33 protein-coding genes are annotated in these 17,227 nt (G+C 45.2%); 2 read left to right on the forward strand and 31 right to left on the reverse strand.

The genetic code is table 11. From position 1 onward, the window contains the following. Nucleotides 1–3 precede the first annotated feature (3 nt). Both trkA and mscL read left to right on the forward strand, forming a co-directional pair. A complete protein-coding gene (gene trkA, locus M5X66_RS17050; protein WP_036955884.1) occupies nt 4–1,380 on the forward strand; it encodes a Trk system potassium transporter TrkA in 1,377 nt (458 codons plus the stop codon). A gap of 115 nt (nt 1,381–1,495) precedes the next feature. Beyond that, entirely contained in the window at nt 1,496–1,909 is a 414-nt protein-coding gene (mscL, locus tag M5X66_RS17055) for a large-conductance mechanosensitive channel protein MscL (RefSeq protein WP_036955890.1), read from the forward strand. Here the strand turns inward: mscL and M5X66_RS17060 are convergent, their stop codons facing one another. The 31 genes from M5X66_RS17060 to bfr all read right to left on the reverse strand — a co-directional run bounded on the left by M5X66_RS17060 (nt 1,910) and on the right by bfr (nt 17,173). Beyond that, nucleotides 1,910–2,110: an alternative ribosome-rescue factor A gene (locus tag M5X66_RS17060; protein WP_036955893.1), complete on the reverse strand. Its 201-nt coding sequence runs from the start codon at nt 2,108–2,110 to the stop codon at nt 1,910–1,912. Nucleotides 2,111–2,136: 26 nt separating this feature from the next. Continuing rightward, entirely contained in the window at nt 2,137–2,553 is a 417-nt protein-coding gene (gene zntR / locus M5X66_RS17065; protein ID WP_036955922.1) for a Zn(2+)-responsive transcriptional regulator, read from the reverse strand. Between the two features lie 135 nt (nt 2,554–2,688). Continuing rightward, nucleotides 2,689–3,075, reverse strand: coding sequence for a 50S ribosomal protein L17 (rplQ, locus tag M5X66_RS17070; protein ID WP_036955900.1), 387 nt, complete (start codon nt 3,073–3,075; stop codon nt 2,689–2,691). A gap of 37 nt (nt 3,076–3,112) precedes the next feature. After that, complete coding sequence (locus tag M5X66_RS17075) at nt 3,113–4,102, reverse strand: DNA-directed RNA polymerase subunit alpha (RefSeq protein ID WP_036955903.1); 990 nt, start codon at nt 4,100–4,102, stop codon at nt 3,113–3,115. Between the two features lie 25 nt (nt 4,103–4,127). Beyond that, nucleotides 4,128–4,748, reverse strand: a complete 621-nt coding sequence (gene rpsD / locus M5X66_RS17080) for a 30S ribosomal protein S4 (protein WP_004265487.1) — start codon at nt 4,746–4,748, stop codon at nt 4,128–4,130. Nucleotides 4,749–4,785: 37 nt separating this feature from the next. Next, nucleotides 4,786–5,175, reverse strand: a complete 390-nt coding sequence (gene rpsK, locus M5X66_RS17085; protein WP_004388621.1) for a 30S ribosomal protein S11 — start codon at nt 5,173–5,175, stop codon at nt 4,786–4,788. 16 nt (nt 5,176–5,191) lie between these two features. Continuing rightward, complete coding sequence (gene rpsM, locus M5X66_RS17090; RefSeq protein WP_004907144.1) at nt 5,192–5,548, reverse strand: 30S ribosomal protein S13; 357 nt, start codon at nt 5,546–5,548, stop codon at nt 5,192–5,194. Between the two features lie 145 nt (nt 5,549–5,693). After that, nucleotides 5,694–5,810, reverse strand: a complete 117-nt coding sequence (gene rpmJ, locus M5X66_RS17095) for a 50S ribosomal protein L36 (RefSeq protein WP_004265484.1) — start codon at nt 5,808–5,810, stop codon at nt 5,694–5,696. Between the two features lie 45 nt (nt 5,811–5,855). Further along, the gene (gene secY, locus M5X66_RS17100; RefSeq protein WP_036955906.1) at nt 5,856–7,181 is read right to left on the reverse strand and encodes a preprotein translocase subunit SecY; all 1,326 of its coding nucleotides are present in this window, start codon (nt 7,179–7,181) and stop codon (nt 5,856–5,858) included. Between the two features lie 7 nt (nt 7,182–7,188). Then, the gene (gene rplO, locus M5X66_RS17105) at nt 7,189–7,623 is read right to left on the reverse strand and encodes a 50S ribosomal protein L15 (protein ID WP_006657024.1); all 435 of its coding nucleotides are present in this window, start codon (nt 7,621–7,623) and stop codon (nt 7,189–7,191) included. Nucleotides 7,624–7,626: 3 nt separating this feature from the next. Further along, nucleotides 7,627–7,806 (reverse strand): 50S ribosomal protein L30, encoded by a 180-nt coding sequence (rpmD, locus tag M5X66_RS17110; protein WP_006657023.1) that lies wholly within the window; start codon nt 7,804–7,806, stop codon nt 7,627–7,629. A 6-nt stretch (nt 7,807–7,812) separates the two neighbouring features. After that, nucleotides 7,813–8,313, reverse strand: coding sequence for a 30S ribosomal protein S5 (gene rpsE / locus M5X66_RS17115; RefSeq protein WP_006657022.1), 501 nt, complete (start codon nt 8,311–8,313; stop codon nt 7,813–7,815). A 14-nt stretch (nt 8,314–8,327) separates the two neighbouring features. Continuing rightward, nucleotides 8,328–8,681: a 50S ribosomal protein L18 gene (gene rplR, locus M5X66_RS17120; protein WP_006816326.1), complete on the reverse strand. Its 354-nt coding sequence runs from the start codon at nt 8,679–8,681 to the stop codon at nt 8,328–8,330. A gap of 9 nt (nt 8,682–8,690) precedes the next feature. Then, complete coding sequence (rplF, locus tag M5X66_RS17125) at nt 8,691–9,224, reverse strand: 50S ribosomal protein L6 (RefSeq protein WP_006657020.1); 534 nt, start codon at nt 9,222–9,224, stop codon at nt 8,691–8,693. Between the two features lie 14 nt (nt 9,225–9,238). Beyond that, nucleotides 9,239–9,631, reverse strand: a complete 393-nt coding sequence (gene rpsH, locus M5X66_RS17130; RefSeq protein ID WP_004907134.1) for a 30S ribosomal protein S8 — start codon at nt 9,629–9,631, stop codon at nt 9,239–9,241. Nucleotides 9,632–9,665: 34 nt separating this feature from the next. Continuing rightward, nucleotides 9,666–9,971, reverse strand: a complete 306-nt coding sequence (gene rpsN / locus M5X66_RS17135; RefSeq protein ID WP_004265458.1) for a 30S ribosomal protein S14 — start codon at nt 9,969–9,971, stop codon at nt 9,666–9,668. A gap of 12 nt (nt 9,972–9,983) precedes the next feature. After that, the gene (rplE, locus tag M5X66_RS17140; protein ID WP_006657019.1) at nt 9,984–10,523 is read right to left on the reverse strand and encodes a 50S ribosomal protein L5; all 540 of its coding nucleotides are present in this window, start codon (nt 10,521–10,523) and stop codon (nt 9,984–9,986) included. Nucleotides 10,524–10,538: 15 nt separating this feature from the next. Continuing rightward, nucleotides 10,539–10,853, reverse strand: coding sequence for a 50S ribosomal protein L24 (gene rplX / locus M5X66_RS17145; RefSeq protein WP_004265452.1), 315 nt, complete (start codon nt 10,851–10,853; stop codon nt 10,539–10,541). Between the two features lie 10 nt (nt 10,854–10,863). After that, nucleotides 10,864–11,235 (reverse strand): 50S ribosomal protein L14, encoded by a 372-nt coding sequence (gene rplN, locus M5X66_RS17150; protein WP_004265449.1) that lies wholly within the window; start codon nt 11,233–11,235, stop codon nt 10,864–10,866. 176 nt (nt 11,236–11,411) lie between these two features. Then, the gene (gene rpsQ, locus M5X66_RS17155; RefSeq protein WP_006657018.1) at nt 11,412–11,666 is read right to left on the reverse strand and encodes a 30S ribosomal protein S17; all 255 of its coding nucleotides are present in this window, start codon (nt 11,664–11,666) and stop codon (nt 11,412–11,414) included. Continuing rightward, the gene (gene rpmC / locus M5X66_RS17160) at nt 11,666–11,857 is read right to left on the reverse strand and encodes a 50S ribosomal protein L29 (RefSeq protein WP_006657017.1); all 192 of its coding nucleotides are present in this window, start codon (nt 11,855–11,857) and stop codon (nt 11,666–11,668) included. The genes rpsQ and rpmC overlap by 1 nt, the downstream gene beginning before the upstream one ends. Continuing rightward, nucleotides 11,857–12,267, reverse strand: a complete 411-nt coding sequence (gene rplP, locus M5X66_RS17165) for a 50S ribosomal protein L16 (RefSeq protein WP_004926449.1) — start codon at nt 12,265–12,267, stop codon at nt 11,857–11,859. Before rplP ends, rpmC begins: the two co-directional genes overlap by 1 nt. 11 nt (nt 12,268–12,278) lie before the next feature. After that, nucleotides 12,279–12,980: a 30S ribosomal protein S3 gene (gene rpsC, locus M5X66_RS17170; protein ID WP_004907131.1), complete on the reverse strand. Its 702-nt coding sequence runs from the start codon at nt 12,978–12,980 to the stop codon at nt 12,279–12,281. 17 nt (nt 12,981–12,997) lie between these two features. After that, nucleotides 12,998–13,330, reverse strand: coding sequence for a 50S ribosomal protein L22 (gene rplV, locus M5X66_RS17175; RefSeq protein ID WP_004265430.1), 333 nt, complete (start codon nt 13,328–13,330; stop codon nt 12,998–13,000). A gap of 15 nt (nt 13,331–13,345) precedes the next feature. Continuing rightward, entirely contained in the window at nt 13,346–13,624 is a 279-nt protein-coding gene (gene rpsS / locus M5X66_RS17180) for a 30S ribosomal protein S19 (RefSeq protein WP_004265426.1), read from the reverse strand. Nucleotides 13,625–13,638: 14 nt separating this feature from the next. Then, nucleotides 13,639–14,463, reverse strand: a complete 825-nt coding sequence (rplB, locus tag M5X66_RS17185) for a 50S ribosomal protein L2 (protein ID WP_006657016.1) — start codon at nt 14,461–14,463, stop codon at nt 13,639–13,641. Between the two features lie 19 nt (nt 14,464–14,482). Beyond that, nucleotides 14,483–14,785 (reverse strand): 50S ribosomal protein L23, encoded by a 303-nt coding sequence (gene rplW / locus M5X66_RS17190; protein WP_006657015.1) that lies wholly within the window; start codon nt 14,783–14,785, stop codon nt 14,483–14,485. Next, complete coding sequence (gene rplD / locus M5X66_RS17195; RefSeq protein WP_036955909.1) at nt 14,782–15,387, reverse strand: 50S ribosomal protein L4; 606 nt, start codon at nt 15,385–15,387, stop codon at nt 14,782–14,784. Before rplD ends, rplW begins: the two co-directional genes overlap by 4 nt. 16 nt (nt 15,388–15,403) lie before the next feature. Further along, nucleotides 15,404–16,033 carry a 50S ribosomal protein L3 gene (gene rplC, locus M5X66_RS17200; protein WP_036955911.1) on the reverse strand — a complete coding sequence of 210 codons (630 nt, stop codon included), beginning with the start codon at nt 16,031–16,033 and terminating at the stop codon, nt 15,404–15,406. A gap of 32 nt (nt 16,034–16,065) precedes the next feature. Next, a complete protein-coding gene (rpsJ, locus tag M5X66_RS17205) occupies nt 16,066–16,377 on the reverse strand; it encodes a 30S ribosomal protein S10 (protein WP_001181005.1) in 312 nt (103 codons plus the stop codon). Between the two features lie 322 nt (nt 16,378–16,699). Next, a complete protein-coding gene (gene bfr / locus M5X66_RS17210; RefSeq protein WP_036955915.1) occupies nt 16,700–17,173 on the reverse strand; it encodes a bacterioferritin in 474 nt (157 codons plus the stop codon). Nucleotides 17,174–17,227: the final 54 nt, after the last annotated feature.

Consider the following 17,227-nt stretch of genomic DNA (forward strand, 5'->3'; position numbering starts at 1 on the left):
GCTATGAAGATCATTATTCTAGGTGCAGGGCAAGTCGGTGGGACACTCGCTGAAAACTTAGTGGATGAAAATAACGATATTACCGTTGTTGATACCAATGCCGATCGCTTGCGCCAGCTACAAGATCAGTTTGATCTGCGCGTAGTTAATGGGCATGGATCTCATCCCCGAGTTCTTAGAGATGCTGGAGCTGAAGATGCGGATATGTTAGTTGCAGTGACTAACTCGGATGAAACCAATATGGTTGCTTGCCAAATTGCTTATAGCCTATTTAATACACCGAATAAAATCGCGCGTATTCGTGCAACCGAATATATCCGCGAAGCGGACAAGCTTTTTTTGGCAGAGCAAATCCCTATTGATTATCTGATATCACCAGAACAGCTGGTTATTGAATATATCTATAAACTTATCCAATATCCGGGGGCTTTACAGGTCGTTAATTTCGCTGAAGGTAAAGTGAGTATTGTGGCGGTAAAAGCCTACTATGGGGGCTCTCTGGTAGGCAATGCATTATCTAGCTTACGTGAGCACATGCCACATATTGATACTCGGGTTGTCGCCATATTCCGTCAAGATAGACCGATTCGTCCTCAAGGTTCAACTATTATTGAAGCAGGTGATGAAGTTTTCTTCGTTGCCTCCACTCAACATATAAGAGCAGTAATGAGTGAGCTTCAGCGATTAGAAAAACCATACAAGCGTTTAATGATTGTGGGTGGTGGTAACGTAGGTGCTGGTTTAGCTAAGCGATTGGAAAAAGACTATAGCGTTAAACTGATTGAACGTAATCAGGAAAGAGCAACTGAACTCGCTGAGTTGCTCCATGATACGATTGTTTTTTATGGTGATGCCTCAGATCAAGAGTTACTGACTGAAGAACACATTGAACAAATGGATGTGTTTATTGCACTTACCAATGATGATGAAGCAAATATCATGTCCGCTATGCTTGCAAAAAAAATGGGGGCCAAAAAAGCCATGGTATTAATTCAACGGTCTGCCTATGTTGAATTAGTTCAAGGTGGTGTTATTGATATTGCAGTATCTCCACAGCAAGCGACTATTTCAGCTTTACTTGGTCACGTCAGAAAAGCGGATATTGTCAGTGTCTCATCGTTACGCCGAGGAGTCGCAGAGGCCATTGAAGCGATTGCCCACGGTGATGAGAACACATCAAAAGTGGTTGGTAAAAAAATATCAGAAATTAAACTCCCTCCAGGCACAATTATTGGAGCCATCGTAAGAGAGGAAGAAGTCATCATTGCTAGCGATTACCATATTATTGAGCAAGGTGACCATGTCATTATGTTTATTACCGATAAAAAATATGTGCCGGATGTGGAAAAGCTGTTCCAACCAAGTCCGTTCTTTTTATAATTATCTAAAATAAATAGTAAAGGTTTGCAGGTTAATAATTCTAGATACTATAATTTTGATACGTGGTTCCACACGTTTAGTCATTTAGTTAATAAATAAAGGGAAGGGGTCGTACATGAGTTTTTTAAAAGAGTTCCGCGAATTTGCCATGAAGGGCAACGTTGTGGATATGGCAGTCGGTATTATTATTGGTGCCGCATTTGGTAAAATTGTTTCTTCGCTAGTCGCCGATGTGATCATGCCCCCACTTGGACTAATCATTGGTGGTGTAGATTTTAAACAATTCAGCCTTGTACTTCGAGAAGCGGAAGGAAGTGTACCTGCCGTCGTAATGAATTATGGGATGTTTATCCAAACTGTTTTTGATTTTGTTATTGTCGCATTTGCTATTTTTATGGCGATCAAAGTAATGAACAAAGTTCGTCGTGAAAAAGAAGAAGCTGCACCAGCAGAGCCTGCTGCACCATCTACAGAAGAAGTTTTACTGTCTGAAATTCGTGACTTACTGAAAGAACAGAATAAAAAATAACTAAAAGGTCAGTGGTAATAAGTTTATTAACCGATTACCACTGGCCTCCCAGTTATCTGCCTTATTGGTTTTTCCTTTTCTTGTATAGCTTCCTTTGCCTTTCTTATTTTTCTCAACTCTCTGACGAAATAGAGGGTCATGCAACAGTGCCTCAATGGCATTATCTTTAATCTCACCACGCTTATGCTGATACTTATTCATAATCTACCTTCATAATCAGTTTTAAATTAATAAATTTTTGATGCGCCTTTTTCCAAAATCTCCATGATAGAGCAGTATGTTGATGCATGCTCATCACCACAGCATGCTGAACTCAAGGTTTTCAATGAGTCTCTCATGATGATCAGCTCTTGGATCTTTTTTTCTACTTCAATCAGTCTAATATCAACAATATTTTTTGATTCCTGACAAGTGTGATGTTCGGGGTCAACACGAATTGATAATAACTCAGTAATCGCTTCAAGTGTAAATCCTAGCTGCTTAGCATAACGGATAAAACGTAGGCGCTGTAAATCTTGCTCCGTAAACAACCGGTAGCCACCTTCCGTTCTCGTTTTGTGCCCCATCAACCCCTGTTTTTCATAAAAACGGATCGTATCTGGTGTAACATCTGCCAACTTAGCTATTTGACCTATCTTATACATGCTCATTTGCTTATGCCTATAAGTATGGATAGAAAATAAAAATTCAAGGATGGAAAAGAATTAATTTGGAGGGTTAGAATAGCAGGTACAAAAAAACCGGGCAATACACCCGGTTTTCTTGAAAGCAATTACAGATTACTCTGCAGCTGCTTCTTGAGACTCAACAGCACGGTCAACAAGCTCGATGTAAGCCATCGGAGCGTTGTCACCTGCGCGGAAGCCACACTTAAGAATACGAGTGTAACCACCTGCGCGAGCTGCGAAACGAGGTCCCAGTTCATTAAATAGTTTTGCAACGATCTCGTTATCACGAGTACGTGCGAATGCCAGACGACGATTAGCTACGCTGTCGGTCTTGGCAAGAGTAATCAGCGGCTCAACGACGCGACGCAGTTCTTTCGCTTTAGGCAGAGTCGTCTTGATGATTTCATGACGAACTAAAGAACCTGCCATGTTACGGAACATAGCTTGGCGGTGGCTGCTGTTGCGGTTCAATTGACGACCACTCTTACGATGGCGCATGACCTTATCCTTCTCAGTAAAACCTTAACCTGTGATCCTAATCATCAGCAATACTTGCTGGTGGCCAATTTTCTAAGCGCATGCCCAGAGAAAGACCACGAGATGCCAAGACGTCCTTAATTTCAGTAAGAGATTTCTTACCGAGGTTCGGAGTTTTGAGCAACTCAACTTCTGTACGCTGTACCAGATCACCGATGTAGTGGATAGCTTCTGCTTTGAGGCAGTTAGCAGAGCGGACAGTCAATTCCAGATCGTCAACTGGGCGCAGTAAGATAGGATCGAATTCTGGTTTCTCTTCTTTAACTTCTGGCTGACGTACATCACGTAGGTCAACAAAAGCTTCAAGTTGTTCAGCCAGGATGGTAGCTGCACGGCGAATCGCCTCTTCAGGATCGATTGTACCATTAGTTTCCATTTCGATTACTAACTTATCCAAGTCAGTACGCTGCTCAACACGAGCTGCTTCAACATTGTAGGCAATACGCTCTACAGGGCTATAGCAAGCATCGACTAACAGACGACCGATTGGGCGCTCATCTTCTTCCGAATGAACTCGGGCAGAAGCCGGCACATAACCACGACCACGCTGAACTTTAATACGCATATTTACAGATGCGCTTTCGTCAGTGAGGTGGCAGATCACATGCTGTGGCTTGACGATTTCGACATCACCATCATGGATGATGTCGGCTGCAGTCACAGGGCCAATGCCAGATTTATTCAAGGTTAAAATAACTTCATCTTTCCCCTGAACTTTTACCGCCAGCCCTTTCAGGTTGAGGAGAATCTCCAGGATATCTTCCTGTACACCTTCTTTGGTGCTGTACTCATGCAGTACACCATCAATCTCAACCTCTGTCACCGCACAACCCGGCATAGACGAAAGCAGAATACGGCGCAGTGCGTTACCTAGAGTGTGGCCAAAGCCGCGCTCTAAAGGCTCAAGGGTCACCTTAGCGTGCGTCGAACTCACTTGCTCGATATCTACCAGGCGCGGTTTTAGAAACTCTGTCACAGAACCCTGCATTGTGTCCTCTCTTTGGTGCTAAGCTTTACTTGGAGTAAAGCTCGACGATCAGGTGTTCGTTAATGTCCGCAGACAAGTCAGTACGTTCAGGAATACGCTTGAACACACCTTCCATTTTAGCAGCATCAACTTCCAGCCAAGTTGGCTTCTCACGCTGTTCAGCCAGCTCTAAAGCAGCCTTGATACGAGACTGTTTTTTAGCTTTCTCACGAACGCTGATAACGTCATTCGGGGAAACCTGATAAGAAGCGATATTAACTACACGACCATTTACCATGATAGCTTTGTGGCTAACCATTTGACGTGCTTCTGCGCGAGTTGCGCCAAAGCCCATACGATAAACGACGTTATCTAAACGACCTTCCAGCAGGGTCAGCAGGTTTTCACCTGTGTTGCCTTTCAGGCGAGTTGCTTCTTTATAATAGTTACGGAATTGACGTTCCAGAACACCGTAAATACGACGAACTTTTTGTTTTTCACGTAACTGAACACCATAGTCAGACAGACGCGGTTTACGCGCACCGTGCTGGCCAGGTGCCTGTTCTAATTTACACTTGGTGTCAATCGCGCGAACACCAGACTTCAGGAAGAGGTCTGTTCCTTCGCGACGGCTCAGCTTGAGCTTAGGACCCAAATATCTAGCCATTTTCTTTCTCCAACAGTCCTAAAAAAAACGAAACGTATTAAACGCGACGTTTTTTCGGTGGGCGACAACCGTTATGAGGGATAGGAGTCACATCAGTAATATTAGTGATGCGGAAACCAGCGGCGTTCAGAGCACGAATTGTTGATTCGCGACCCGGACCCGGTCCCTTAACCATAACTTCCAGGTTTTTGATTCCGTATTCTTTCACAGCTTCTGCGCAACGCTCTGCCGCAACTTGAGCTGCGAACGGAGTGGATTTGCGAGAACCACGGAAACCGGAACCACCGGCAGTTGCCCAACCTAATGCGTTACCCTGACGGTCAGTAATGGTAACGATTGTGTTGTTGAAAGAAGCATGGATATGAGCCACACCGTCTGAGACTTGTTTTCTTACACGCTTACGTGCACGAACTGGTGCCTTTGCCATTATTCAATACCCCGACTTATTTCTTGATCGGCTTACGCGGACCCTTGCGGGTACGAGCGTTAGTCTTAGTACGCTGTCCGCGCACAGGAAGACCACGACGATGACGTAAACCACGGTAACATCCAAGGTCCATCAGACGCTTGATGCTCAGGGTAATTTCACGGCGTAAGTCACCTTCTACAACGTATTTAGCAACTTCGTCACGCAGCTTGTCGATTTGTTCTTCAGACAGCTCACTGATCTTAACATTTTCAGCAATACCAGTTGCTTCACAGATAGCCTGTGAACGAGTTTTGCCGATGCCGAAAATCGATGTTAAAGCGATTACGGTATGTTTATGATCAGGAATGTTAATGCCTGCTATACGGGCCACTATGCACTCCTAAGTTAAAATATACATTACTGTGCTGAAAAGCCCGTTTTCAGGATACTCAAACAATAATGTATCTTAGATAAAAAAGATTGGCTGGCTAATTTAGCCAGCTCAACCCAACTTTGCAAGAAAAAAATGCTTTTTCTTAGCCTTGACGTTGTTTATGTCTTGGCTCAACACTGCAAATCACACGAACGCTACCATTGCGACGGATAATTTTGCAGTTACGGCATAATTTCTTGACGGAAGCACGAACTTTCATTTTTACTCTCCGTAACTTCTAAGCAAACCATAATCACTCGCGTGATTATTTACCTTTTAGATTTGCTTTCTTCAATGCAGACTCATACTGACTTGACATCATCAGAGTTTGCACTTGAGCCATAAAGTCCATGATAACGACAACCACGATTAAGAGGGAAGTACCACCAAAGTAAAAAGGTACTTTCATTGCGTCACGCATGAACTCCGGGATTAGGCAGATAAAGGTAATATAAAGAGCACCGATTAATGTTAATCGTGTCATTACCTTATCGATGTACTTGGCCGTTTGCTCTCCCGGACGAATTCCTGGTACAAATGCACCGGACTTCTTCAGGTTATCTGCTGTTTCTCTTGGGTTGAAAACCAACGCAGTATAGAAGAAACAGAAGAAGATGATCGCAGAGGCATAAAGCAACACATATAACGGTTGTCCAGGCTGTAAGTACATAGATACTGTAGTCAGCCAGTCCCAGCCAGTTCCATCACCAAACCAAGACGCTATTGTACCCGGGAATAGTATGATACTGGAAGCAAAAATTGCAGGAATTACACCCGCCATATTCACTTTTAACGGTAAATGTGTACTTTGTGCAGCGTAGACACGGCGTCCTTGTTGGCGTTTAGCGTAGTTTACGACGATACGACGTTGACCACGTTCCATAAACACTACAAAGAAAGTTACCGCGAATACTAATACCGCAACCAACAGCAACAGGAGGAAGTGCAGATCGCCTTGCCGAGCTTGCTCGATGGTATGGCCAATAGCCGGCGGGAGACCCGCAACGATACCAGCGAAGATAATAATTGAAATACCGTTACCGATACCTCTTTCAGTTATCTGCTCACCTAACCACATAAGGAACATAGTTCCTGTGACTAAGCTAACAACTGCCGTGAAGTAGAATGGGAGGCCTGGATCAAGAACTAATCCCTGCATCCCTGGCATATTCGGTAGACCCATTGCAATACCAATAGATTGGAATATTGCTAATACCAGAGTACCCCAGCGAGTATATTGGCTTATCTTCCGACGACCTGCTTCTCCTTCCTTCTTGATCTCTGCTAATCGTGGGTTAACCACAGATAATAACTGGACAATGATCGATGCCGAAATATACGGCATGATACCCAGAGCAAAGATAGAAGCACGGCTAAGAGCACCACCAGAGAACATGTTAAACATTTCAATGATGGTGCCTTGTTGCTGTTCGAGCAATTTGGCAAGCACAGTGGCATCAATACCAGGGATTGGAATAAAAGAACCAATTCGGAAAACAATTAGCGCCCCAATAACAAACAAAAGTCTGCGTTTTAGTTCGCCAGCTCCACCTTTGGCACTTTGGAAATCTAATCCTGGTTGTTTAGCCATCTGTCACTTATTCCTCAATTTTACCGCCGGCAGCTTCGATTGCAGCGCGAGCACCTTTAGTAACACGAAGGCCACGTACAGTAACTGCACGATTCACTTCGCCAGACAGAATAACTTTTGCGTATTCAATCTGGATGTCAATAACGTTCGCGGCTTTCAGTGCGTTCAGATCAATAACATCGCCTTCAACAGAAGCAAAATCAGACAGACGGATTTCCGCAGTGATCATTGCTTTACGTGAAGTGAAACCGAATTTCGGTAAACGACGGTATAAAGGCATCTGGCCACCTTCGAAACCACGACGTACGCCACCGCCAGAACGAGACTTCTGACCTTTGTGACCACGACCGCCGGTTTTACCCAGACCAGAACCGATACCACGACCTACGCGTTTAGGCGCGTGCTTGGCACCTTCAGCCGGAGACAGAGTATTTAAACGCATCTCTTACTCCTCAACTTTAACCATGTAGGAAACCAAGTTGATCATACCACGAACAGCAGGAGTATCCTCGCGCTCTACTGTATGACCAATGCGACGCAGACCTAAACCGACCAGTGTTGCCTTGTGTTTCGGCAGACGACCGATTGAACTGCGAACTTGTGTAATTTTAATAGTCTTAGCCATGGCTGATTACCCCAGAATTTCTTCGACGGATTTTCCACGCTTAGCTGCGACCATTTCTGGAGACTTCATGCTGTCTAAAGCATCCAGTGTTGCACGAACCACGTTGATTGGGTTAGTGGAACCATAGGTTTTAGCCAGTACGTTGCGAACTCCAGCTACCTCTAAAACAGCACGCATTGCACCACCGGCAATAATACCGGTACCTTCGTGAGCAGGTTGCATAAACACGCGAGAACCGGTGTGTGTACCTTTCACTGGGTGGAATAATGTGCCGTTGTTTAGAGCAACGGTTTTCATACTGCGACGGGCTTTTTCCATCGCTTTCTGGATTGCTGCCGGAACTTCGCGCGCTTTGCCGTAACCAAAACCAACGCGACCGTTACCATCACCAACTACAGTCAGTGCGGTAAAGCTGAAAATACGGCCACCTTTAACGGTTTTAGCTACGCGGTTTACCGCGATCAGCTTTTCCTGCAGTTCGCCAGCTTGTTTTTCGATGTGAGACATCTTACACCTCTACCTTAGAACTGAAGGCCAGCTTCACGGGCAGCATCTGCCAGTGCCTGGACTCTACCATGATATTGGAAACCAGAACGGTCAAAAGCAACAACAGTGATGCCTTTTTCCAGTGCACGCTCAGCAATTAATTTACCAACTGCTGCTGCTGCATCTTTGTTTCCAGTGAATTTCACTTGCTCATTGATAGCTTTTTCTGTAGTAGAAGCGGCAACCAATGTTTCAGAACCGTTAGGTGCAATAACCTGCGCATAAATATGGCGTGGAGTACGATGTACCACCAGGCGAGTCGCACCCAACTCTTGGATCTTGCGGCGTGCGCGGGTCGCACGACGGATACGAGCTGCTTTCTTATCCATAGTGTTACCTTACTTCTTCTTAGCCTCTTTAGTACGCACGATTTCATCGGCGTAACGAACACCTTTGCCTTTATAAGGCTCAGGACGACGGTAAGCACGCAGTTCTGCTGCAACTTGACCAATCACTTGCTTATCCGCACCTTTCAGTACGATTTCAGTTTGTGTTGGACATTCAGCAGTAATGCCTGCTGGCAGTGCGTGTTCAACCGGATGCGAGAAACCTAAAGACAAGCTTACTGCGTTGCCTTTGATTGCTGCACGGTAACCAACACCGACCAGTTGAAGTTTTTTGGTGAAGCCTTCGGTAACACCGATAACCATTGCATTCAGCAGTGAGCGAGAAGTACCCGCTTGTGCCCATGCATCAGCAAAACCTTCGCGCGGAGCGAAAGTTAAGTGGCCATCTTCATGTTTAACTTCAACTGCATTATGGATAGTACGAGTAAGCTCGCCGTTTTTACCCTTGATCGAAATAACCTGACCGTTGAGTTTTACCTCTACGCCGGCAGGAATGACGACGGGTGCTTTTGCCACACGAGACATTCTTTCCTCCCGAATTAAGCTACGTAGCAGAGAATCTCGCCACCAAGACCAGCTTGGCGAGCTGCACGATCAGTCATGACACCTTTAGAGGTAGAAACAACAGCGATACCTAAGCCAGCCATAACTTGTGGCAGCTCATCTTTTTTCTTATAGATGCGCAGACTTGGGCGGCTTACACGCTGGATGCTTTCTACGACAGCCTTACCTTGGAAATAACGTAAAGTCAGTTCCAATTCTGGCTTGATGTCGCCTTCAATTTTAAAATCTTCAATATAACCTTCTTCCTTCAGCACTTTGGCAATCGCCACTTTCAGCTTGGAGGAAGGCATGGTGACCGCAACTTTATTCGCGGCCTGACCGTTACGGATACGGGTCAGCATATCCGCGATGGGATCTTGCATGCTCATCTGTCTTTACTCCCGTGATTCAATATGGTGACAATTACCAACTAGCCTTTTTAAGGCCCGGGATTTCACCGCGCATAGCGGCTTCACGGACTTTAATACGGCTCAGACCAAATTTCCGCAGGAAACCATGCGGACGCCCAGTTTGACGGCAGCGGTTACGCTGACGAGAAGGACTTGAATCACGTGGCAGTGTTTGCAGCTTGAGAACAGCGTCCCAGCGATCTTCATCAGATGCTTTAACATCAGAGATGATAGCTTTCAGTTCTACGCGTTTTGCGAAGAATTTCTCAGCTAATTTAGCACGCTTAACATCACGCGCTTTCATAGATTTCTTAGCCATGAGTAACCTGCCTTACTTGCGGAACGGGAAGTTGAACGCTGCTAACAGTGCGCGACCTTCATCATCAGATTTCGCAGTAGTGGTGATAGTAATATCTAAACCACGTACACGATCCACTTTATCGTAATCGATTTCAGGGAAGATGATTTGTTCACGTACACCCATGCTGTAGTTACCGCGACCATCGAAAGACTTAGCGGACAAGCCACGGAAGTCACGAATACGTGGTACAGCAATAGAAATCAGACGCTCAAGGAACTCCCACATGCGTTCGCCACGCAGAGTTACTTTACAGCCGATTGGATAGCCCTGACGGATTTTGAAGCCTGCAACAGATTTGCGTGCTTTGGTGATCAATGGTTTTTGACCAGAGATTGCTGTTAAGTCAGCTGCTGCGTTATCCAGCAGTTTTTTATCAGCGATCGCTTCACCAACACCCATATTCAGGGTGATCTTCTCGACCCGAGGGACTTGCATGACAGAAGTGTAGTTAAACTCAGTCATGAGTTTATTAACTACTTCGTCTTTATAGTAATCATGCAGTTTCGCCATCGTATACTCCAAAAATTACTTGATAGTTTCACTGTTAGATTTGAAGAAACGGACTTTTTTGCCGTCTTCGAATCTAAAGCCTACACGGTCAGCCTTGCCAGTTGCCGCGTTAAAGATTGCAACGTTAGAAACTTGAATAGCCGCTTCTTTTTCAACGATGCCACCTGGTTGGTTCAGAGCCGGAACTGGCTTCTGATGTTTTTTAACCAGATTGATACCTTCAACGATAACTTTACTAGAAGAAATAACCTGCTTTACTTTACCGCGCTTACCTTTGTCTTTCCCAGTTAGCACGATAACTTCGTCATCACGACGGATTTTCGCTGCCATAGTTCGCTCCTTAGAGTACTTCAGGTGCCAGAGAGATAATTTTCATAAACTTCTCATTACGAAGTTCACGAGTTACCGGCCCAAAAATACGCGTACCGATTACTTGCTCACTGTTATTGTTTAATAACACACAAGCATTACCATCGAAGCGAATGACAGAACCGTCAGGGCGACGTACACCCTTCTTGGTGCGCACCACTACCGCTTTCAGGACATCACCCTTTTTAACTTTACCGCGTGGAATTGCTTCCTTAACAGTAATTTTAATGATGTCGCCTACATGTGCATAGCGACGGTGCGAGCCACCTAGAACCTTGATACACATTACGCGACGTGCACCGGAGTTGTCGGCCACGTTCAGCATAGTCTGTTCTTGGATCATTTTAGTGCTCCGCTAAATGTCAACTACTACTGAGCCACCTCATTATGAAGAGGCCGTTCAAATATACCCATACTACGAGGGCGCGGCATTATAACACCACATCTTCGTGTTGGACAGGAAAAAATAAACGGCTCGATCAAAAAGAGCCGTTTATTCATCACGAAAAATCTATTCTATTACAGAACAGCTTTTTCTACAACGCGAACTAAGGCCCAAGACTTAGTCTTAGACAGTGGACGAGTTTCGCGGATTTCTACCACGTCACCAATTCCACATTCATTGTTCTCGTCATGTACGTGCAATTTAGTCGTACGACGGATGAATTTACCATACAGAGGGTGTTTCACCATACGCTCGATAGCAACAACAATAGATTTCTCCATTTTGTCACTAACTACACGACCTTGCAGAGTACGGATTTTATCGTTCATTACGCACCTGCCTTCTCAGTCAGTAAAGTCTTCACGCGTGCGATATCACGACGCACTTGTTTCATTAGATGAGACTGTTGCAGCTGACCACTCGCAGCCTGCATACGTAAGTTAAATTGCTCACGTAACAGGTTTAAAAGTTCAGCGTTCAGCTCTTCTACGCTTTTTTCGCGCAGCTCTTGTGCTTTCATTACATCACCGTCTTAGTTACAAAGGTGGTTTTGATAGGCAGTTTCGCTGCTGCCAGAGAGAATGCTTCACGAGCCAGCTCTTCAGGCACACCGTCCATTTCATACAGGACTTTACCAGGCTGAATTAAGGCAACCCAATATTCTACGTTACCTTTACCTTTACCCATACGAACTTCGAGTGGCTTTTCAGTGATTGGCTTGTCTGGGAATACACGAATCCAGATTTTACCTTGACGCTTAACAGCACGGGTCATAGCACGACGTGCCGCTTCGATCTGACGTGCAGTCAGACGACCACGGCCAACAGCTTTAAGACCGAAAGTGCCGAAGCTAACATCCGTACCTTGCGCCAGACCACGGTTGCGGCCTTTGTGCACCTTACGGAATTTTGTACGCTTTGGTTGTAACATAGCGACGCTCCTTACTTGCGGCCTTTACGCTGCTGCTTTTTAGGTTGAGCAGCTGGTTTCTCAGCTTGTTCAACTGCAGCCATACCACCCAGAATCTCACCTTTGAAGATCCATACCTTAACGCCGAGAACACCATAAGTGGTGTGCGCTTCTGAAGTGTTGTAATCGATGTCAGCACGTAATGTGTGCAGTGGCACACGGCCTTCACGATACCACTCGGTACGAGCGATTTCAGCACCGCCTAAACGGCCACTGACTTCAACTTTGATACCTTTAGCGCCCAGACGCATTGCGTTCTGTACTGCACGCTTCATAGCACGACGGAACATAACACGACGTTCCAGCTGTGAAGAGATGCTGTCAGCAACTAATTTAGCGTCCAGTTCTGGTTTACGAACTTCGGCGATATTGATTTGCGCAGGAACACCAGCGATATCCGCTACTGTTTTACGCAGTTTTTCAACGTCTTCACCTTTCTTACCGATAACGATACCTGGGCGAGCAGTGTGAATAGTCACACGGATGCTTTTAGCAGGACGCTCGATTACGATGCGTGAAATTGACGCTTTTGCCAATTCTTTATTCAAGTACTGGCGTACTTTAAAGTCGCTGTCTAGGTTGTCAGCGAATTCATTAGTATTCGCATACCAAGTAGAGTTCCAAGGTTTGACAATACCCAGGCGAATACCATTAGGATGTACTTTCTGACCCATTGCTAGTCTCCAGAGTCTCAGCGATCGGACACAACCACAGTAATGTGGCTGGTGCGCTTAAGAATACGATCTGCACGGCCTTTCGCACGCGGCATGATGCGTTTCATAGTTGGACCTTCGTCTACGAAAATTTTCGCAACTTTCAGGTCATCAATGTCAGCGCCATCGTTTTGCTCTGCGTTAGCAATAGCAGATTCCAGTACTTTCTTCACTAAACCAGCAGCTTTCTTGTTGGTGTAGGTCAGAATTTCCAGAGCTTGCGACACTTTCTTACCGCGAATCAGGTCGGCTACTAAGCGAACCTTCTGGGCAGAAGAACGAGCGTGGCGATGCATAGCTAAAGTTTCCATCTCTTCCTCCTATCCTTAACGTTTCTTAGCTTTCTTATCTGCCGCGTGGCCGCGATAAGTGCGAGTCGGTGCGAATTCACCCAGTTTGTGACCAACCATTTCGTCGGTTACGAATACTGGAACATGCTGACGACCATTATGGACAGCGATGGTCAATCCGATCATATTAGGAAAGATCGTTGAACGACGGGACCAAGTCTTGAGAGGCTTCTTGTCTCCGCTTTCCACCGCTTTCTCTACCTTCTTCAGCAAGTGCAGGTCAATAAAAGGACCTTTCTTGAGAGAACGTGGCATGGCTTATCCTCTAATTATTTTTTAGAACGATGACGTACGATGAATTGATCAGTACGCTTGTTACTACGAGTTTTCTTACCTTTGGTCTGAACGCCCCATGGTGTTACTGGGTGTTTACCAAAGTTACGGCCTTCACCACCACCATGTGGATGGTCAACTGGGTTCATCGCAGTACCGCGAACGGTAGGACGAATACCACGCCAGCGGCTAGCACCAGCTTTACCGAGAACTCGTAACATATGCTCAGCGTTACCAACTTCACCTAAGGTTGCACGGCAATCAGCTAAAACTTTACGCATTTCACCAGAACGCAGACGCAGGGTGACATAAGCACCATCACGAGCAACGATTTGAGCGTAAGTACCTGCTGAACGCGCTAACTGACCACCTTTACCTGGTTTCAGTTCGATGTTATGAACTGTAGAACCAACAGGGATGTTGCGCATTGGCAGTGCGTTACCAGCTTTGATAGCTGAATCAACGCCAGATTGAATCTGGTCACCAGCTTTCAGGCCTTTTGGTGCAAGAATATAACGACGTTCACCGTCTTTATATAGTACCAGTGCAATGTTCGCAGAACGGTTTGGATCATATTCCAAACGTTCAACAACTGCAGGGATACCGTCTTTGTTGCGTTTGAAGTCAACTAAACGATAATGCTGCTTATGGCCACCACCAATATGACGGGTAGTGATACGGCCATTGTTGTTACGACCACCGGATTTGCTGTTTTTTTCTAACAGCGGAGCATAAGGCTTACCCTTATGCAGCTCAGGGTTAACCACTTTAACAACGTGGCGACGGCCCGGAGACGTAGGTTTACATTTAACAACTGCCATTGTTCTTTACTCCTCCGACTTACTCTGCGCCGCTAACGAAGTCCAGATTCTGGCCTTCTTTCAGCGTAACGTAAGCTTTTTTCCAGTCACTACGACGACCAGAACGCTGACCGTGGCGTTTAGTTTTGCCTTTAACCAGCAAAGTGTTAACACCTTCAACTTCAACTTCAAACAGTTTCTGTACAGCAGCTTTGATTTCTGCTTTAGTTGCGTCTTTTGCAACTTTGAGAACGATGGTATTGCTTTTTTCCATCGCTGTAGAAGCTTTTTCAGATACGTGCGGCGCGCGCAGTACTTGTAGCAGACGTTCTTCACGGATCATGCCAGCATCTCCTCAACTTGCTTCACAGCATCAGCAGTCATAACCACTTTGTCGAAAGCAATCAGGCTAACTGGGTCGATACCTGCTGCATCACGAACGTCAACCTTGTACAGGTTACGTGCTGCTAAGAACAGATTTTCATCTAATTCAGCAGTGATGATCAGAACATCTTGCAGAGCCATATCTTTCAGTTTCTGTGCCAGCAGCTTAGTTTTAGGCGCTTCTACAGAGAACTGCTCGACAACGATCAGACGATCTTGACGTACCAATTCAGACAGGATGCTTTTCAGAGCACCGCGGTACATCTTCTTATTAACTTTTTGACTGTGGTCCTGTGGTTTAGCTGCGAAGCTAACACCACCAGAGCGCCAGATTGGGCTCTTGATTGAACCAGAACGTGCACGGCCTGTGCCTTTTTGACGCCATGGTTTTTTACCAGAACCAGAAACTTCAGCACGAGTTTTCTGAGCACGAGTACCTTGACGAGCACCAGCTGCATACGCAACAACTACTTGGTGAACAAGCGCTTCATTGAAATCACGCCCGAAGGTAGTTTCGGAAACAGTCAGCGCGCTTTGCGCGTCTTTCATTACCAATTCCATTCCTATCTCCTCGACGTTAAGCCTTGACAGCCGGTTTTACGATCAGGTTGCTGCCAGTTGCTCCTGGAACAGCACCTTTGACCAGCAGCAGGTTGCGCTCAGCGTCAACACGTACTACATCTAAGCTTTGAACAGTTACACGTTCATTACCCAGTTGGCCTGCCATTTTCTTGCCTTTAAACACTTTGCCCGGAGTCTGGTTCTGACCGATAGAACCCGGAACACGGTGAGACAAGGAGTTACCGTGAGTAGCATCTTGAGTACGGAAATTCCAGCGCTTAACTGTGCCGGCAAAACCTTTACCTTTAGATGTACCAGTAACGTCGACTTTTTTAACGTCAGCGAAAATTTCAACGCTAATGCTTTGACCTACGTTAAATTCAGTACCCTCTTCAGTACGGAATTCACGCAGAATGCGGCCAGCTTCAACGCCAGCTTTAGCGAAATGACCTGCTTCAGGCTTAGTTACACGGTTAGCTTTTTTGCTACCAGTAGTAACCTGAATTGCATTGTAACCGTCAGTTTCTGCAGTTTTAACCTGAGTAACGCGGTTATTTTCAATTTCGATAACAGTTACAGGGATAGATACGCCATCTTCAGTGAAGATACGAGTCATTCCCACTTTCTTACCGACTAAACCAATCATTGTTTCAACCTCTCAATCGTTCGACGACCTGATTAACCCAGGCTGATCTGCACGTCAACGCCGGCAGCCAGATCCAGACGCATCAGAGCATCAACGGTCTTCTCGGTTGGCTCAACGATGTCAACCAGACGTTTGTGAGTGCGAATTTCGTACTGATCACGCGCGTCTTTGTTAACGTGCGGAGAGATCAGAACGGTAAAACGCTCTTTACGTGTCGGCAGCGGGATAGGACCACGTACTTGCGCACCAGTGCGCTTAGCAGTCTCTACGATTTCCGCAGTTGATTGATCGATTAAACGATGATCAAAAGCTTTCAGGCGGATACGGATTCTTTGGTTCTGCATGAGACCAGAGCTCCAACTATTTTATAAACGTAAATGATTACTCCTCGCACCCATTTCGATTGATAGGGGAGTGTAATCGTTCTTGATGTAACCCCCATATCGGGAGTATTGTCTAAATGAGCAACAAATCGTTGACTCAATACTGAGATTTCAGTCCTAAAATTTAGGGCTTACTCATCAGTAAGCCCGCGCATTATACGTAATTTATCGCGAAACGCAAGCAATCGGGGAAAATATGTGCGAATTTTCTGATGTGCAAATTTAGCAGATATAAAAAAGGCCCATTACTGGGCCTAATTATGTTTTCGCCAATCATACAAAACTATTCTTCAATAACTTGTGCTTGAAGATAGTTTTGAATACCTAAACGTTTGATCAATTCCAGCTGAGTTTCAATCCAATCTATATGATTTTCTTCATCTGCAAGAATTTCTATCATTAAATCTCGGCTAACATAATCATGGATTGAATCCGCATAGCTAATAGCTTCTTTTAAATTTTTGGCTCCATCGAGTTCTAATTTCAAATCTGAAGCAAGCATCTCTTCGACATCTTCACCAATGTTCAGCTTACCTAGATCTTGTAGATTCGGAATACCTTCGAGAAATAAAATGCGCTCAATGTACTTATCCGCGTGTTTCATTTCATCAATCGACTCGTGATATTCCATTTCATTGAGTTTAGTTAGCCCCCAATTTTTAAACATCCGGGCATGTAGAAAATATTGATTAATTGCAACAAGTTCATTGCCCAGTAATTTATTTAAGTGGGCTATCATTTTTTTATCGCCTTTCATATTACCTCCATCGCTTCCAGTCCTATAAGTGTAGTACTGAAATTGATGATAAGA

The organism is Providencia sp. PROV188 (assembly GCF_027595165.1).
Lineage (GTDB): Bacteria > Pseudomonadota > Gammaproteobacteria > Enterobacterales > Enterobacteriaceae > Providencia > Providencia lanzhouensis.

Bases quoted from the DNA above. Each gene is read 5' to 3' on its own strand.
- rpmC (WP_006657017.1), bottom strand. From the start codon at position 11,857: ATGAAAGCACAAGAGCTGCGCGAAAAAAGCGTAGAAGAGCTGAACGCT.
- rplD (WP_036955909.1), bottom strand. From the start codon at position 15,387: ATGGAATTGGTAATGAAAGACGCGCAAAGCGCGCTGACTGTTTCCGAA.
- rplO (WP_006657024.1), bottom strand. From the start codon at position 7,623: ATGCGTTTAAATACTCTGTCTCCGGCTGAAGGTGCCAAGCACGCGCCT.
- mscL (WP_036955890.1), top strand. From the start codon at position 1,496: ATGAGTTTTTTAAAAGAGTTCCGCGAATTTGCCATGAAGGGCAACGTT.
- rpsS (WP_004265426.1), bottom strand. From the start codon at position 13,624: ATGCCACGTTCTCTCAAGAAAGGTCCTTTTATTGACCTGCACTTGCTG.
- rplN (WP_004265449.1), bottom strand. From the start codon at position 11,235: ATGATCCAAGAACAGACTATGCTGAACGTGGCCGACAACTCCGGTGCA.
- rplX (WP_004265452.1), bottom strand. From the start codon at position 10,853: ATGGCAGCGAAAATCCGTCGTGATGACGAAGTTATCGTGCTAACTGGG.
- M5X66_RS17075 (WP_036955903.1), bottom strand. From the start codon at position 4,102: ATGCAGGGTTCTGTGACAGAGTTTCTAAAACCGCGCCTGGTAGATATC.
- bfr (WP_036955915.1), bottom strand. From the start codon at position 17,173: ATGAAAGGCGATAAAAAAATGATAGCCCACTTAAATAAATTACTGGGC.
- rplF (WP_006657020.1), bottom strand. From the start codon at position 9,224: ATGTCTCGTGTGGCAAAAGCACCCGTCGTCATTCCTGCCGGCGTAGAG.
- rpsC (WP_004907131.1), bottom strand. From the start codon at position 12,980: ATGGGTCAGAAAGTACATCCTAATGGTATTCGCCTGGGTATTGTCAAA.
- secY (WP_036955906.1), bottom strand. From the start codon at position 7,181: ATGGCTAAACAACCAGGATTAGATTTCCAAAGTGCCAAAGGTGGAGCT.
- rpmD (WP_006657023.1), bottom strand. From the start codon at position 7,806: ATGGCTAAGACTATTAAAATTACACAAGTTCGCAGTTCAATCGGTCGT.
- M5X66_RS17060 (WP_036955893.1), bottom strand. From the start codon at position 2,110: ATGAATAAGTATCAGCATAAGCGTGGTGAGATTAAAGATAATGCCATT.
- rpmJ (WP_004265484.1), bottom strand. From the start codon at position 5,810: ATGAAAGTTCGTGCTTCCGTCAAGAAATTATGCCGTAACTGCAAAATT.
- rpsE (WP_006657022.1), bottom strand. From the start codon at position 8,313: ATGTCTCACATCGAAAAACAAGCTGGCGAACTGCAGGAAAAGCTGATC.
- trkA (WP_036955884.1), top strand. From the start codon at position 4: ATGAAGATCATTATTCTAGGTGCAGGGCAAGTCGGTGGGACACTCGCT.
- rpsD (WP_004265487.1), bottom strand. From the start codon at position 4,748: ATGGCTAGATATTTGGGTCCTAAGCTCAAGCTGAGCCGTCGCGAAGGA.
- rplR (WP_006816326.1), bottom strand. From the start codon at position 8,681: ATGGATAAGAAAGCAGCTCGTATCCGTCGTGCGACCCGCGCACGCCGC.
- rplE (WP_006657019.1), bottom strand. From the start codon at position 10,523: ATGGCGAAACTGCATGATTACTATAAAGACGAAGTAGTTAATAAACTC.
- rplC (WP_036955911.1), bottom strand. From the start codon at position 16,033: ATGATTGGTTTAGTCGGTAAGAAAGTGGGAATGACTCGTATCTTCACT.
- rplV (WP_004265430.1), bottom strand. From the start codon at position 13,330: ATGGAAACTTTAGCTATGCATCGCCACGCTCGTTCTTCTGCCCAGAAG.
- rplB (WP_006657016.1), bottom strand. From the start codon at position 14,463: ATGGCAGTTGTTAAATGTAAACCTACGTCTCCGGGCCGTCGCCACGTT.
- rplP (WP_004926449.1), bottom strand. From the start codon at position 12,267: ATGTTACAACCAAAGCGTACAAAATTCCGTAAGGTGCACAAAGGCCGC.
- rpsN (WP_004265458.1), bottom strand. From the start codon at position 9,971: ATGGCTAAGAAATCTATGAAAGCGCGTGATGTTAAGCGTGCTAAATTA.
- zntR (WP_036955922.1), bottom strand. From the start codon at position 2,553: ATGTATAAGATAGGTCAAATAGCTAAGTTGGCAGATGTTACACCAGAT.
- rpsQ (WP_006657018.1), bottom strand. From the start codon at position 11,666: ATGAACGATAAAATCCGTACTCTGCAAGGTCGTGTAGTTAGTGACAAA.
- rpsH (WP_004907134.1), bottom strand. From the start codon at position 9,631: ATGAGCATGCAAGATCCCATCGCGGATATGCTGACCCGTATCCGTAAC.
- rpsK (WP_004388621.1), bottom strand. From the start codon at position 5,175: ATGGCAAAGGCACCAGTTCGTGCACGTAAGCGTGTAAGAAAACAAGTC.
- rpsJ (WP_001181005.1), bottom strand. From the start codon at position 16,377: ATGCAGAACCAAAGAATCCGTATCCGCCTGAAAGCTTTTGATCATCGT.
- rplQ (WP_036955900.1), bottom strand. From the start codon at position 3,075: ATGCGCCATCGTAAGAGTGGTCGTCAATTGAACCGCAACAGCAGCCAC.
- rplW (WP_006657015.1), bottom strand. From the start codon at position 14,785: ATGATCCGTGAAGAACGTCTGCTACAAGTACTGCGCGCGCCGCACGTA.